13 protein-coding genes are annotated in these 13,176 nt (G+C 65.8%); 4 read left to right on the top strand and 9 right to left on the bottom strand.

Annotated features, from left to right (window positions below):
* The first annotated feature begins 15 nt into the window (after nt 1-15).
* Entirely contained in the window at nt 16-504 is a 489-nt protein-coding gene (locus EPO41_RS19670; RefSeq protein WP_296328520.1) for a hypothetical protein, read from the top strand.
* 27 nt (nt 505-531) lie between these two features.
* Nucleotides 532-1,881: an MmgE/PrpD family protein gene (locus EPO41_RS19665; RefSeq protein ID WP_296328519.1), complete on the top strand. Its 1,350-nt coding sequence runs from the start codon at nt 532-534 to the stop codon at nt 1,879-1,881.
* Here the strand turns inward: EPO41_RS19665 and EPO41_RS19660 are convergent.
* Entirely contained in the window at nt 1,868-2,839 is a 972-nt protein-coding gene (locus EPO41_RS19660; RefSeq protein WP_296328516.1) for a tripartite tricarboxylate transporter substrate binding protein, read from the bottom strand. The two genes, EPO41_RS19665 and EPO41_RS19660, sit on opposite strands and share 14 nt — an antisense overlap.
* Nucleotides 2,840-2,939: 100 nt before the next feature.
* Nucleotides 2,940-3,239 (bottom strand): hypothetical protein, encoded by a 300-nt coding sequence (locus EPO41_RS19655; protein ID WP_296328514.1) that lies wholly within the window; start codon nt 3,237-3,239, stop codon nt 2,940-2,942.
* 89 nt (nt 3,240-3,328) lie between these two features.
* Between EPO41_RS19655 and EPO41_RS19650 the strand changes: the two genes are divergently transcribed.
* Entirely contained in the window at nt 3,329-5,026 is a 1,698-nt protein-coding gene (locus EPO41_RS19650) for a hypothetical protein (RefSeq protein ID WP_296328512.1), read from the top strand.
* Nucleotides 5,027-5,029: 3 nt separating this feature from the next.
* Here the strand turns inward: EPO41_RS19650 and EPO41_RS19645 are convergent, their stop codons facing one another.
* The 6 genes from EPO41_RS19645 to EPO41_RS19620 form a co-directional block, all read right to left on the bottom strand.
* On the bottom strand, nt 5,030-6,124 hold the full coding sequence (locus EPO41_RS19645) for a malate/lactate/ureidoglycolate dehydrogenase (RefSeq protein WP_296328509.1): 1,095 nt from the start codon (nt 6,122-6,124) through the stop codon (nt 5,030-5,032).
* 1 nt (nt 6,125) lies between these two features.
* Nucleotides 6,126-6,890 carry an SDR family oxidoreductase gene (locus EPO41_RS19640; protein WP_296328507.1) on the bottom strand — a complete coding sequence of 255 codons (765 nt, stop codon included), beginning with the start codon at nt 6,888-6,890 and terminating at the stop codon, nt 6,126-6,128.
* Nucleotides 6,891-6,925: 35 nt separating this feature from the next.
* Nucleotides 6,926-8,026: a sn-glycerol-3-phosphate ABC transporter ATP-binding protein UgpC gene (ugpC, locus tag EPO41_RS19635; protein ID WP_296328504.1), complete on the bottom strand. Its 1,101-nt coding sequence runs from the start codon at nt 8,024-8,026 to the stop codon at nt 6,926-6,928.
* Between the two features lie 7 nt (nt 8,027-8,033).
* A complete protein-coding gene (locus EPO41_RS19630) occupies nt 8,034-8,942 on the bottom strand; it encodes a carbohydrate ABC transporter permease (RefSeq protein ID WP_296328501.1) in 909 nt (302 codons plus the stop codon).
* Entirely contained in the window at nt 8,942-9,802 is an 861-nt protein-coding gene (locus tag EPO41_RS19625) for a sugar ABC transporter permease (protein ID WP_296328709.1), read from the bottom strand. The genes EPO41_RS19630 and EPO41_RS19625 overlap by 1 nt, the downstream gene beginning before the upstream one ends.
* Nucleotides 9,803-9,958: 156 nt before the next feature.
* On the bottom strand, nt 9,959-11,299 hold the full coding sequence (locus tag EPO41_RS19620; RefSeq protein ID WP_296328498.1) for an extracellular solute-binding protein: 1,341 nt from the start codon (nt 11,297-11,299) through the stop codon (nt 9,959-9,961).
* 305 nt (nt 11,300-11,604) lie between these two features.
* Here EPO41_RS19620 and EPO41_RS19615 point away from each other — a divergent pair, with 305 nt between their 5' ends.
* On the top strand, nt 11,605-12,783 hold the full coding sequence (locus EPO41_RS19615) for an aminotransferase (RefSeq protein ID WP_296328495.1): 1,179 nt from the start codon (nt 11,605-11,607) through the stop codon (nt 12,781-12,783).
* A 15-nt stretch (nt 12,784-12,798) separates the two neighbouring features.
* Here EPO41_RS19615 and EPO41_RS19610 read toward each other — a convergent pair whose 3' ends face one another.
* Nucleotides 12,799-13,152, bottom strand: a complete 354-nt coding sequence (locus EPO41_RS19610; RefSeq protein WP_296328492.1) for a DUF2200 domain-containing protein — start codon at nt 13,150-13,152, stop codon at nt 12,799-12,801.
* Nucleotides 13,153-13,176: the final 24 nt, after the last annotated feature.

Raw genomic sequence — 13,176 nt, 5'->3', positions numbered from 1 at the left:
CGGACGGGCCAGACCATGACAGGCATCCCGCGCTGGGCGATGCTCCTGCTGGCGGCCGCGCTGGTCCTGTACGGCATCGCGGCCTCGCAGGGCTGGCTGCGCGATCCGTCGCTCGCGAAAGCCGATTATGTCGGCACGATCGACGTTTCGGCAGACGATGCGCAACTCTACCGACCCGTGCCTTTCGAGTGGCAGGTGAACAGTGCCGCCGGCAGCTTCAAGGGCAGCGACACGGCGCATGTGCGCATCGCCCCGTCGGGAGAACGCACCGTGCTGTGCGGCTGGGTTCCGCTCGACAAGGGTGGCGCCTCGATCCGCGCCACCCGCTGGCTGAGCGAGGCGCGCCTCGCCGTCGGCGACATCAAGGTCACGGCGCTGTTCATCGCCCCGGTCGACAGGAAGCCGGGGGACGGGCTCAACGCCGGCTGCCTGAGGCTCGACGAAGGCATCAAGCCCTCCGCCGATGCCCCGCTCAGGCTCGAAGGCCCGGCGGTCCGTGAATAGACACGCTTCCTCATTGAAAGAGTAACCATGCTGCCGAGACAAGGCGTCACCCCGGAACTGGCCCGTTTCATCGTCGATACGAAGTGGGACGACCTTCCCGAGAAGGCCCGCCACGAAGCCAAGCGGGCCCTGCTGAACTTCTTCGCCGTCGCGATCGCCGGGTGCCGCACCCAGCCGGTCGAGCTGGCGCTGCGGACCCTGGGCGAATTCTCGGGCGGCCGGCAGGCAACCATCGTCGGGCGGCCCGAGCGCATCGACCCGCTGACGGCCGCCTTCCTGAATGCGGCCGGCGCCAACGTCTTCGACTATTGCGACACCCATCTGCCGACGGTCGTTCACCCGACCTCGCCGCTCGCCCCCGCGCTGCTGGCCCTGTCGGAAATCCGCAAGGTGACCGGACCCGAGCTGCTGCTGGCCTTCGCACTGGGCTTCGAGATCGAGTGCCGGGTCGGCGGCGCGGTCTCGCCCGGTCACTATCCCAAGGGCTGGCACATCACCTCGACCTGCGGCGTGTTCGGCTCGGCGGCGGGTGCGACCAAGCTGCTCGGCCTCGACGTCGAGCGCACCGTCTGGGCGCTGGGCAGCGCCTCGACCCAGTCCGCCGGCCTCTGCGAGTGCCTCGGCTGGCCCGCGAAGAGCGTGAGCGTCGGCAATGCCGCACGCAACGGCCTCTTCTCGGCACTGCTGGCGGAGAAGGGATTTGCCGGCCCGCCCGAGCCGATCGCCGGCGCGCAGGGCTTTCTCGCGGCCATGGGCGAGCCGCCCGACTGGAAGGCCCTGCTCGACGGTCTGGGCGAGGACTGGCAGGTCAATCACAACTCGATCAAGCCCTATGCTGCGGGCTTCGTGATCCATCCCTTGCTCGACCTGGCGCTCGACTGGCGCCGCGCCCATCCGGACGGCCAGGTCGAGCGGATCGCCGTACGCGGCAATCCCCTGCTGCTGCAGCGCACGGACCGCGCCGACATCGCCACGGGCCGCGAGGCGCAGGTCAGCCTGCAGCATTGCGTGGCGGCGGCGCTGGTGCTCGGCAAAGCCGGTCTCGATCAGTTGACCGATGCCTGCGTCGCCGATCCCGCCATCAAGGCGCTGCGCCTCAAGTTCGAATGCTCGGCAGATGACCGCATCTCGACCATCGCGGCCGAGATGGACATCTGGACGACCGACGGGAAGAAGCACCCGCTCTCGACCCAGGCGGCACGTGGCAGCTCGTCCAACCCGCTGAAGGATTCCGAGATCGAGGCCAAGCTGCGCGACGAGGCCAGGCGCTGGGAGCCGGACCACGACATCCAGCCGCTGATCGACGCCGTGTGGGCGCTCGACGGCAGCGAGGATGTCTCCTCGCTGCTGGCGCTCGCGGTGCCTACTCGACGGTGACGTTGGCGGCCGCCGCGACCGCCTTCCAGGTCGCGATGTCCTTCTGGATGAAGGTAGCGAACGCTTCCGGCGAGTTCCCGACCGTCTGCATGGCCTGCTTCTCCAGCAGCTCCTTGGTGGCGGGATCAGCCAGCGCCTTCACGATCTCGGCGTTCAGCTTCTTGACGACGGCAGGTGGGGTCCTGGCCGGCGCCAGGATGCCATGCCAGGCCAGCGCCTCGAAGCCGGGATAGCCGCTCTCGGCGATGGTCGGCACCTCCGGGGCCACCGGCGACCGCTCCAGGCTGGTGACGGCGAGCGCGCGCAGCTTGCCGGACCTGATGTGCGGCAGGACGCTGATCGGATCGCCGAACACGACGTTCAACTGGCCGCTGACGAGATCAGCGACCGCCAGCGCCGTGCCGCGATAGGGCACATGGGTCATCTTGAGGCCGGCCTTGCTGGCGAACAGCTCGGCCACGAGATGGTTGGCCGCGCCGACGCCGGTCGAACCGTAGTTCAGGGCGCCGGGCTTGCTCTTGGCGAGCGTCACGAACTCCTGCAGGGTCTTGGCCGGCGCCTCCGAATTGACGACGAGGATGTAGGGGTAGGCCGTGGTCATGGTGATGGGCGCGAAATCCTTCACCGGATCGTAGGGCAGCGTCTTGTAGACGGCCGGGTTGATCGAGATCGGGCCGGACTGGCCGAGTAGCAGCGTGTAGCCGTCGGGCTCGGCCTTGGCGACGAGGTCGGTGCCGACGATCGAGCCGGCGCCGCCCTTGTTCTCGATCACGATCGGCTGGCCGATGTTTTCGCTGACTTTCTTCGCGACGATGCGCGCTACCGAATCGGCGCCGCCGCCCGGCGCATAGGGCACCACCAGCTTGAGGGACTTGGACGGAAAGTCCTGCGCCCGCGCGGGGCCCGCGGCCACTGCCAGCGCCAGCGCGCAGGCAGCGCGCCTTGTCATCTTCTTCATCGTTTCCTCCCGGGACTTCATTCGCGGCATCGTTGAGAATACCGCCGACAACAGCTACTGAAACGCCGGCATGGGGCAATCTCGAGTCTCTGGAACGGCGTCAGGCCGCCTCCCCCCTCAATTGGGCGAGTCCCCGCTTCATCAGGGCCTTGGTGTAGCGTTCCCGGCCGATATCGGGCGGAACGGCCTTCTTGTCCGGCGGCGACGTGAAGATGGCGGTCAGTTCCTTCAGTTCCGCCTCGGCGAGCTTGAAGTTGCCGCGCTTCATGTAGCCCAGGGCACGGAAGAGGCATTCCTCCTCCTTCCAGTTGGGCTCGCGGTTCCAGTCGTCGAGCTGATGCAGCGCCGCCGCGAAGCGCGCCAGTGTCGTCGCCTTGAATTGGGAAGTTACCCGGTACATGCCATCCGCCCGTTCCTGTTGCCTGGCGGGATGGTGCGCGCGGGGCGCTCCTGCCGCAAGCGCCGTGGCCTCAGCCGCCGGCCCTCCCGATGACCCTCCCGGCTCCTTCCCATCCCTTCCTGGACGGCCGCTCGCCGCGCACAACGTTCGTCGATCTTGCGCTGCTCGTCGTCGTCAGCGGCGCCGTACTGATCGCCCTCATCCTCTGGTTCGACAATGCGCAGGGCGGCCTGACGGGCAACGGCGTCTTCAAGAGCCTCGAGCTGAAGCCCTGGGTGGTCGATCCGGCGAACGCGCCGCTCTACGCCTCGAACTATCTCTTCTATCCCGCCTACGGCGCACTCTGCCGGCTGCTCGATCTGCTCGGTGTCTTCGCCGGCGATCCGCGGCGGCAGCTCACGATCCTCAATGCCGTGAGCGCGAGCCTCTGCACCGGCGCGGCCTACCTTCTCGCCCGCGCAGTGACGGGCGACCGGGTCATCGCCTGGCTGACGGGGGCGTTCCATCTCTCGACCAGTCACGTGATGTTCCTTGCCATCGTCAACGAGGACATCATGCCGAGCTATACGGTGATGTTCGCGGCGATGTCGCTGGGAGCGGTCTGGTTTGCCCGGCCGTCGGTGGCGCGGGTCGCCGCGGTCTCCGTCCTGTTCTCGATCGGCTGGCTGTTCGAATGGCGGCTGATGTTCCCCACCCTACCCGCGATGCTGGCCGCGCTCTGGTTCTGCGAGCGACGCTGGTCGCTGCGCTTTGCCTGGATCGCACTGTTCCTCGGCGCGATGGTCACCACGGCCGCCCTCATGGCGCTGGCCTGGCACGGGCATCCAGGCGCCGTCGGCCCCTTCGATCTCATCTGGACGGGCAAGGCGGTGCGCTCGGTGTGGGCCGGCTTCACCTGGCCAAAGGTCGGCTATCTCTGGGACGGAATCGTCGCCTATCTGCTGGGAACGGGAGTCACCACGTTCGACGGCATTCCTGGTTGGGACATCTGGCGCTTCGCCACGACTTTCTGGCTGATCGGCATGGCATGGGTGGCCGGCTCGGTCCTGTGGCCGACCCGAGGCGACGAACGGACCCGCGCCCTTGTCGCGGTGTTCGGCGTCACCTTCCTCGCCGGCGAGGTCTTCAACCTCTACTCCCAGCCGCAGGACCCGCAAATGCAGATCAACGTCATGGCCTGGGTCACGCCGGCCTGGGCGCTGGTGCTGCTGGCCGCGCGCCGGCGCTGGCCCGCCCGCGGCCTCGCCGCGATGACTGCCGTCACCGTAGCGCTGTTCGCCTACAACGTCTGGAGCATCGCCCCACTGCGCGGCCTCGACACCAAATGGCGCCTCGGGATCGAGCGACTGGAGCAGCTGGGCGATCCATCGCGCACGGTATTCCTGCTGCACGACTTCGACTGGACGATGGTCTACGCCTCGCTGCACTGGGGTACTTCGGAACCGGGTGTTGCCGCGCTCGGGCCCGCGCCGCAGGCGCTGCCGAGGTTCAAGTGGATCGGCTTCACGGGCGACGTCCTGCGCCACCCCGACTGGAGCACCGAACGTCACGTCGAGGCATTGCGGCAGCAGATCGACCGCGCGCTGGCGCTCGGCTACGAGGTGATCGTCGTGCGCCTGTGGAACATTCCCGAGGCGCAGCTGCTGACAGAGACCGGCATGGTCGCCGACGCCGCCCGTCTCGGTGCACTGCAACGCATGCTGCGCACCGACTTTGTCGCGACGCCGGTGTCCGTCGATCCGGTCGCAGGCTCCCTGTACCGGCTGCAACGCGCCGCCGGCCGCTGACGGCTACATCGTCGCCTGCTGGATGCGCCGCTCGTCGAGGCCGACCGCGCGGGCCGTCTCCACGATCGCGGCCCAGGTATCGTCCGGCAGTGGCACGCCCTCGGCAAGACGCTGGGCGCGGGTGCGCGATTCCTGCTCGCCCGGCACCAGGATCTCGACGCCGGGCGTCACGGGCTTGGAGCCCTTCACGAAGGAGACGTACTTGGCGATGTCCGTGGGGAAGAAGCCCTCGGCGTCGAACACCTTGGGATCGACGTAGAAGGACAGCATGCCATTGGCGAAGCGGCCGCGCTTGGGATCGGTCGCGCCCGTGCCCGACAGCGAGCCACCCAGGATCTCGCACATGAACGCGAGGCCCGAGCCCTTGTGGTCGCCGAAGGCGCGGATGGCGCCGGTGCCCTTGCTGTGGTCACGCGGCCCCGTGGGCGTGTAGTCGCCATAGAGCAGATGCGGATCGGCGCTCGGCTTGCCGTCCGGGCCGATCAGCGCTCCCTCGGGCAGCTTCTTGCCGCCCTGGCTGGTCACCAGGACCTTGCCCTCGGCCACGATCGAGGTGGCGAAGTCGAGGATCAGCGGATCCTCGCCCGGCCGCGGAACGCCGACGCAATAGGGCGCTGTCGAGAAACGCCGCTCGACACCGCCATAGGGCGCCACCAGCACGCTGCCCGAGGCATTCACGAAATGCACCGAGACGAGGCCCGCCTCGGCCGCCATCTCGGCCCAGTCGCCGACCCGGCCGACATGGCCCGCATTGCGCAGAGTCACGGCCGAGAGGCCGTTCTTCAGGCACTTGTCGATGCCGATCTGTACCGCCTGCGGCGTCACGGTCTGGCCGAATCCGTACTTGCCGTCGACCACGGCGATCACCGGCGTGTCGACCAGCACGTCGACCTTCACGTCGGCAATGACGGTGCCGCTCTTCTTCTGCGAGGCGTAGCGCGGCACACGCACCACGCCGTGGCTGTCGTGGCCCGACAGGTTCGCGCTCACGAGATAGCGGCCGATGCGGCCGCCCTCCTCCTTCGAGCATCCCGCGGCGGCAAAGATGTCCGCGACGAAGGATTCGAGTTCCTTCGCCTTGATGGTCACGCTGCCCATGTCAGGACTTCCCGCGCTGCAGGCTCGCGACGTAGCCGCGGTTCCAGGTCGGGTTGATCATCACCTCGTTGATGACGATGTGCGGCGGCAGGCAGGCGACATAGCGGATCAGATCGCCGACATCCTCCGACTGCGCCATGCGCTTGCGCTCGGCCGGGGTGATCGGCACCGGGCGCTTGTCGAGGATCGGCGTTGCCACCTCGCCCGGGCAAACGACGCAGGAGCGGATGCCGTTGACGCATTCCTCCATGTTGATCGTGTGGCTCATCGCCACCACGCCGTGCTTGGCCGCCGAATAGGCCGGGCCCGACAGCAGGCTCGGCACCTTGCCGGCCACCGAGGAGGTGTGGATCAGCACACCATCCTTGTGCTTGCGCATCATCGGCAGCACCGCGGTCGTGCAGTAGAAGGCGCTGGCGAGATTGCCGTCGATCACCAGTTCGGCATCGGCCGGCGTCAGCTTGGCCCACTGGCGATTCAGGATGTTCAGGCCGGCGTTGTTCACCAGGATGTCGCAACGGCCATATTTCTTCTCGATCTCCTTGGCGATCTTGGTGACCGCGGCCGCCTTCATCAGGTCGCCCGGCTTCACTTCGGACGCACCACCGGCCTTCTTGATCATGGCGGCCGTTTCCTTGAGCGGCGCGCTGCGCCGGCCGGTCAGCACGATCGTGGCGCCCTCTTTCGCCAGCGCGACCGCCGCCGCCTGTCCAATACCCGAGCCAGCACCGGTCACCCAGGCGACCTTGCCCGTCAACGAACCCATGAAAATCTCCTCAACGCTCGCTTGGAAAGCGACGATTAAAGCACCTTGCCGGTGCCGTCGTCGATCAGGTGCATGTTGCTGAGGTCGGCCCGGAGCTTCATGGGACGGGCCGGCTCCGCTCCCGCGTTGGGATTGACGCGGCCGCAGACCTCCCGGCCGTTCACAGTGAAATAAACCAGTGTTTCCATGCCCATCGGCTCCACGACGTCGATCAGCATGTCGAAATCGTGCTGGTTGGGCTCGGTGTGGGGCCTCGTCTCCATGATGTGCTCGGGCCGCAGCCCCAGCATCAGGTTGGGCTTGCCGACATGCGGCGTGTAGCGGGCCGTGCGGTCGGCAGGCACCGGGAACGACAGGGCGTCGTTCAGACGGACGCGCAACGCACCCGCCGCCTGTTCCAGCTGGCACGTGATGAAATTCATCGCAGGCGAGCCGATGAAGCCCGCAACGAACTTGGTGGCCGGCGAGTGGTAGAGGTCGTTCGGCGAGCCGACCTGCTCGATGATGCCGCCGTTCATGACCACCACGCGGTCGGCCAGGGTCATCGCCTCGACCTGGTCGTGGGTCACGTAGACCGTGGTGGTGCGAACCTTCTGGTGCACCTTCTTGATCTCGGTGCGCATCTGCACGCGCAGCTTGGCGTCGAGGTTGGACAGCGGCTCGTCGAACAGGAACACCTTGGGATCGCGCACGATGGCGCGGCCCATGGCGACCCTCTGGCGCTGGCCGCCGGAGAGCTGCTTGGGCTTGCGGTCGAGCAGTTCCGTGATGTCGAGGATCTGCGCCGCCTGCCTGACCCGCTGGTCGATCACGTCCTTCGGAGTCTTCTTGAGCTTCAGGCCGAACGACATGTTCTCGTAGACGTTCATGTGCGGATAGAGCGCGTAGTTCTGGAACACCATGGCGATGTCCCGGTCCTTGGGCGGCACGTCGTTGACGACGTGGCCGCCGATCGCGATGTCGCCGCCGCTGATCTCCTCCAGCCCCGCGATCATGCGGAGCGTGGTGCTCTTGCCGCAGCCCGACGGGCCGACCAGGACGATGAACTCCTTGTCGGTGATGTCGAGGTCGATGCCGCGGACGGCGAGGACCTCGTCGTACTTCTTGACGACCTTACGCAACGTTACCTGAGCCATGTGTCGACTATCCCTTTGTCGCGCCCGCGGTCAGACCCGCAATGTAGTAGTCCATGAGGAAGGCGTAGATGATGAGCGGCGGAGCCGCGCCGAGCAGCGCGCCGGTCATGATCTGTCCCCAGTTGAAGACGTCGCCCTTGATCAGGGTCGTGATGATGCCCACCGGCAGCACCAGCTCACTGGTAGAGGTCGTGAAGGCGAGCGGATAGAGGAACTGCGCCCAGGCCACCGTGAAGGTGAAGATCGTCGCCGCGATGATCCCGGGCAGGGCTACCGGAATGAAGATCTTGGTCAAGGTCTGCATCCAGGTCGCGCCGTCGATCAGCGCCGCTTCGTCGAGTTCCTTCGGGATCGAGGCGAAGTAGCCGATCATGATCCAGGTGGCGAACGGCACCGTCAGCGTCGGGTAGAGGATGATCATCGTCCACCAATGATTCATCAACTGGATGCCGAAAGTCTCGTTCACCCAGGCGAACATCTTGAACAGCGGGATGAACAGCAGCGTTTCCGGTATCAGGTAGGTGAGGAACACCCCGGTCGCCAGCGTGGCCGATCCCCAGAACTTCATGCGGGCGAGCGCGAAGGCCGCGATCACGCTGATCATCATGGTCAGGATGACGACGCAGATCGATACGATCGCCGAGTTCCGAAAGAACACCAGGAACTGGTTCTGCGACAGCAGGTCGATGTAGTTCTGCAGCGTCGGATTGCTGATCCACCAGGGGTTGGCAGCGGCCGAGATCTCCGCGCTGGTCTTCAGCGAGGTAATCAGCATGTAGATCGGCGGCATCAGGAAGAAGATGGCGAACAGCACGAGGAAGAAATAGGACCAGCGCAGCGCCCAGGCCCGGTCCCGGCTCATGCTGCCGTACTTGGGGCGGCTCGGCGCCCCGCTGGCGATCGATGCGTCGGCCATCAGACTTCACTCCCCCGCTTGGTGATGTCGCGCAGGATGAAGGTCGCGGCGACGGCCAGGATCGGCACCATGAACAGCGACACGGCGGCGCCGAGCGGGATGTCTCCGCCCTCGATGCCGACGCGGAATGCCCATGTCCCGAAGATATGCGTGCTGTTCAGCGGGCCGCCCGCCGTCAGCACGCGCACGATGTCGAAGTTGGCGAAAGTGACGATCAGCGAGAAGAGCGCTGTGATCGCGATGATATTGCGCATCATCGGCAGGGTCACGTACCAGATGCGCTGCCACCAGGTGGCGCCGTCGATCGAGGCCGCCTCGTAGAGCTGCTCGGGCACCGACTTCAGCGCCGCGAGGTACATGATCATGAAAAACGGCGAGCCGATCCACACGTTGACGAGGATGACCGAGAAGCGTGCCCAGCCGGCCTCGCCGGTCCAGGGAATGCCCTCGATGCCAAAAATTCCCAGGAGCCAGTTGAGGGCGCTGTAGGACGGATCGAACAGCCACAGCCAGGCGAGCGTGCTCATGGCCGGCGGAATGACCCACGGCACCAGCAGCATGCCACGCCACTTACGCTGGCCCTTCGCTGGAATGTTATGGACGAAGTGCGCGACCACAAAGCCGATGATCGCCTTGAAGATCACCGCCGTGATGGCGAACAGGCAGGACTGGTAGACGACCAGCCAGAACGTGTCGCGGCCGAACAGGAACTCGAAATTTCCGAAGCCGACGAAGCGGGTCATGCCCTTGTTGAGCGTTGCGAGATAGACCGCGTAGCCCGCCGGATAGGCGACCAGTATGGCGATCAGAAGGATCAGCGGCAGGGCCATCAGGAAGGCGATGGTCGACTTGCGCTGCATGAGTTTGTGCAAGCCACTGCGGCGATCACCCGTAAGGATGGTCGGATTTCGGGCGGCGATGTCTGCCATGTTGTACTCCCGCGGCGAGACCAAAGATGCAATCGCAGGGACGCCGCGCTCACGCGGCGCCCCCAACGGATGCAGAACGACGACGCGTCAGTTACGTGTGAAGCCCTCGAGCTCCTTAGCCGCCCAGTCGAGCGTCTTGTCCATCGCTTCACCCTTGGCGTAGCGCACGACCATCTGGGTCATGATGGCCTGGGTGTAGATCTGCTCGGCGATCTTGTGCGGCGCGGGAGCCGCGGCGATCGAAAGCGTCTGATGGTTGTGCGGGTTGGGGTAGTGGTAGAGCGTGCCCTTGGGCGGCGACTCTTCAGCCCACACCTTGAAGGTTGTGAGCTTCTCGAACGACGGCAGGTCGTAGCCCTGCGACGCGTTGGTCATCTTCTCGGCGGAGCTGGCCTGCGAGAGATGGGTGATCAGGCTCTTGGCCGCCGACTGGTTCTTGCTGAAGTTCCAGATACCCCAGAAGTACGGCAGGAACGGCGCATAGCGGCCCTTCGGCCCGACCGGGAAGCCGTGCGTCCAGAGCTGCTCGGCGACCTGCGGCGCATCGCGCTTGGCGACGGCCCAGGCGCTGGGCGGGTTCATGATCAGCGAGCCCTGGCCCGACACCAGGAACTTGTTGTTCGAAGCGTCATCCCAGGACGGGACGTCGGGCGGCAGGAACTGCATCAGCTTCTTGTAGTAGTCGAGCACCTGGCGGACCTGGTCGTTCTTCACGACGATGTCGCCCTTGGCGTTGACGAGCTGCGCGCCGAAGGCGTGGAACAGCGCGCCGGCCGTGTCGACATTGTCCGACGTCGTGCCGAGGCCGATGCCGAACGGGTTACCGCCCTTCTGGCAGGCTTCCGCCGCCTTGAGGAAGTTGTCGAGATTCCAGGCGTCCGCCTTGGGCGCCTGTCCGGCCGGGTACATCGCCTGGATGTCGATGCCGGCATGCTTCTTCAGCAGATCGATGCGCGAGCAGGGCCCCTTGATCTGGCTGCCCACCGTGGCCGGCACGGCGAGCCACTTTCCGTTCAGCTTGCCGAGATACTCGACCGTTCCGTTGACCGCGCCGTTCTCCTTGATGAGCGGCTCCATGACATCGTTCATCGGGACGAGCTGCTCGGAATAGCGCGCCGGGAGCCAGGTCGAGAAAGCGAGCACGTCGTGGCCGGACTTGGCCTGCGCTTCCGCAGCGGTCGTGAGCAACAGCTTGTTGCCCTGCGAGGTGATGAAGTCCATCTGGACTTCGACCTTGTTCTTCTCGGCCCACTCCTTGACGAGATCCTCGGTCGCCTTGTTGGCGCCCGGCACCCAGTGATCCCAGAATCCGACCGAAAGCTTGCCGGCGGCATTGGCGCCACGGACGAATGGCGCAGCCACGAACGCTGCCGAAACGGCAGCGGTACCGGCGACAAATCGACGACGATTGACCTTCCTCGAGACCATGTTTCCTCCTCAACGCCGATTTCGACCGGCAGATTGATCCCAGCCCGAGCTGACGCTTGGGGCACTGGCTCTCAGACGGAGCCTTGACTCGATGCTATGCACAAGACACCGGGCAAGCAATGCATTTTGACATGAGACCCGGATTCGACAGGGATTTGACAGGTAGCAGCGAGACTTGGATGCTCCGCGGCCCCGAGCCGGAGCGGGCCTGCAATTCCTGCGAGAATTTTCTGTGAATTGCATCCCGATCGAGTTCCATCGCCGTCTCTCTCGGCACCAGATTTGAAAGAAGCGTCTGCCTCGTCATGAATACCGTTCCGATCACCAATCCCTGGCTCGCAGCCGTCGCCCCCTCGCCCATCGGCGAAACCAAGCGCTGGGTGCTGGGCCGTACCTTTCCCGCCGACCGGCCGCTGATCGACCTCAGCCAGGCCGTGCCGGGCTATCCGCCGGCGCTCGAGTTGCGCAAGCATCTGGGCGAGTTGCTGCTCGATCCGACGATGCATGGCTACACGCCGATCCTCGGCCTGCCGGTGCTGCGCGAGGCTTATGCGGGACACCTCAGCGAATTCTACGGTGCTCCGGTCACGCCCGCCGAAGTCGGCATCACGTCGGGTTGCAACCAGGCCTTCTGCCTCGCCCTGATGAGCATCGCCAGGGCGGGTGACCAGGTGATCGTGCCGCGCCCGCACTACTTCAATCACGACATGTGGATGCGCATGCAGGGTGTCGAGCCCGTGCCGCTCGACTTCCGGCCCGGCTCCGGCGCCGTCCCGAGCGCGGAGGATGCCGAGAAGCTGATCGGGCCTCGCACCCGCGCGATCATCCTGATCTCGCCCAACAATCCGACGGGTGCCGTCTATCCGCCCGAAACGATCCACGCCTTCTTCGAACTCGCCAAGAAGCACGGCATCGCCTTGCTGCTCGACGAGACCTACAAGGATTTCCTGCCCGAAGGCGAGCGGCCGCATGACCTCTTCAGCCGGCCCGACTGGCGCGGCACGCTGGTGCACCTCTACAGCTTCTCCAAGGTGTTCGCGCTGACCGGCTACCGGGTCGGCGCCGTCACCGCGGGCACCGAGCTGATGGCCGAGATCGAGAAGGCGATGGACTGCGTCTCGATCTGTCCGCCGCGGCTTGGCCAGGAGGCGGCGCTCTACGGCCTGCGCAACCTGCTGCCTTGGGCCCGGAACAACACGGCCGGCCTCAAGGCGCGGGCCGACCTGCTGGGCCGGGGACTCGAGCGCTCCAACCGCTGGCGCCTGGTGAGCATCGGCGCCTACTTCGCGTATGTAGAGCACCCCTTCGCCGGCACCGCCTCCACCGAAGTCTCCAGGCGCATGGCCGACGAGGAAAACCTGCTCACCATTCCCGGCGACATGTTCGGCGCCGGCCAGGAGAGATTCATCCGCCTCGCCTTCGCCAACGTCACCGACGACAAGATTCCGGCGGTGCTGGAACGACTGGAGCGATTTGGCGTGTAAAGCGGATCCTGCGCGTCACTCCATGCGCAGGATCTTCTCCATCGCCCTTCCTTTCGCCAGCTCGTCGATGAGTTTGTCGAGGTAGCGGATCTCGCGCATGGTTGGCTCCTCGACCTCCTCGACGCGGACGCCGCAGACGACGCCCTTGATGAGCGCACGGGACGGGTTGGGCTTCGGGGCCTTGGCGAAGAAGGTCTCGAAGTCGGTCTGCTTCTTGATATGCGTGTCCAGCGCCTTGGCGCTGTAGCCCGTCAGCCAAGCGATGATCCGGTCGACCTCCGCCTTGGTGCGTCCCTTCTTCTCCGCCTTCGTGACGTAGTGCGGGTAAACGCTCGCGAAGCTCGTCGTGTAGATGCGATGCTTTGCCATGACCGCGATGCTAGCCTATTTGCC

Source organism: Reyranella sp. (genome assembly GCF_004297265.1).
Classification (GTDB): domain Bacteria; phylum Pseudomonadota; class Alphaproteobacteria; order Reyranellales; family Reyranellaceae; genus Reyranella.
The sequence above is the reverse complement of the archived record's forward strand: the minus strand, read 5'-3'. Positions and strand labels throughout refer to the sequence as shown.

Bases quoted from the DNA above. Each gene is read 5' to 3' on its own strand.
- EPO41_RS19670 (WP_296328520.1), top strand. From the start codon at position 16: ATGACAGGCATCCCGCGCTGGGCGATGCTCCTGCTGGCGGCCGCGCTG.
- EPO41_RS19665 (WP_296328519.1), top strand. From the start codon at position 532: ATGCTGCCGAGACAAGGCGTCACCCCGGAACTGGCCCGTTTCATCGTC.
- EPO41_RS19660 (WP_296328516.1), bottom strand. From the start codon at position 2,839: ATGAAGAAGATGACAAGGCGCGCTGCCTGCGCGCTGGCGCTGGCAGTG.
- EPO41_RS19655 (WP_296328514.1), bottom strand. From the start codon at position 3,239: ATGTACCGGGTAACTTCCCAATTCAAGGCGACGACACTGGCGCGCTTC.
- EPO41_RS19650 (WP_296328512.1), top strand. From the start codon at position 3,329: ATGACCCTCCCGGCTCCTTCCCATCCCTTCCTGGACGGCCGCTCGCCG.
- EPO41_RS19645 (WP_296328509.1), bottom strand. From the start codon at position 6,124: ATGGGCAGCGTGACCATCAAGGCGAAGGAACTCGAATCCTTCGTCGCG.
- EPO41_RS19640 (WP_296328507.1), bottom strand. From the start codon at position 6,890: ATGGGTTCGTTGACGGGCAAGGTCGCCTGGGTGACCGGTGCTGGCTCG.
- ugpC (WP_296328504.1), bottom strand. From the start codon at position 8,026: ATGGCTCAGGTAACGTTGCGTAAGGTCGTCAAGAAGTACGACGAGGTC.
- EPO41_RS19630 (WP_296328501.1), bottom strand. From the start codon at position 8,942: ATGGCCGACGCATCGATCGCCAGCGGGGCGCCGAGCCGCCCCAAGTAC.
- EPO41_RS19625 (WP_296328709.1), bottom strand. From the start codon at position 9,802: ATGCAGCGCAAGTCGACCATCGCCTTCCTGATGGCCCTGCCGCTGATC.
- EPO41_RS19620 (WP_296328498.1), bottom strand. From the start codon at position 11,299: ATGGTCTCGAGGAAGGTCAATCGTCGTCGATTTGTCGCCGGTACCGCT.
- EPO41_RS19615 (WP_296328495.1), top strand. From the start codon at position 11,605: ATGAATACCGTTCCGATCACCAATCCCTGGCTCGCAGCCGTCGCCCCC.
- EPO41_RS19610 (WP_296328492.1), bottom strand. From the start codon at position 13,152: ATGGCAAAGCATCGCATCTACACGACGAGCTTCGCGAGCGTTTACCCG.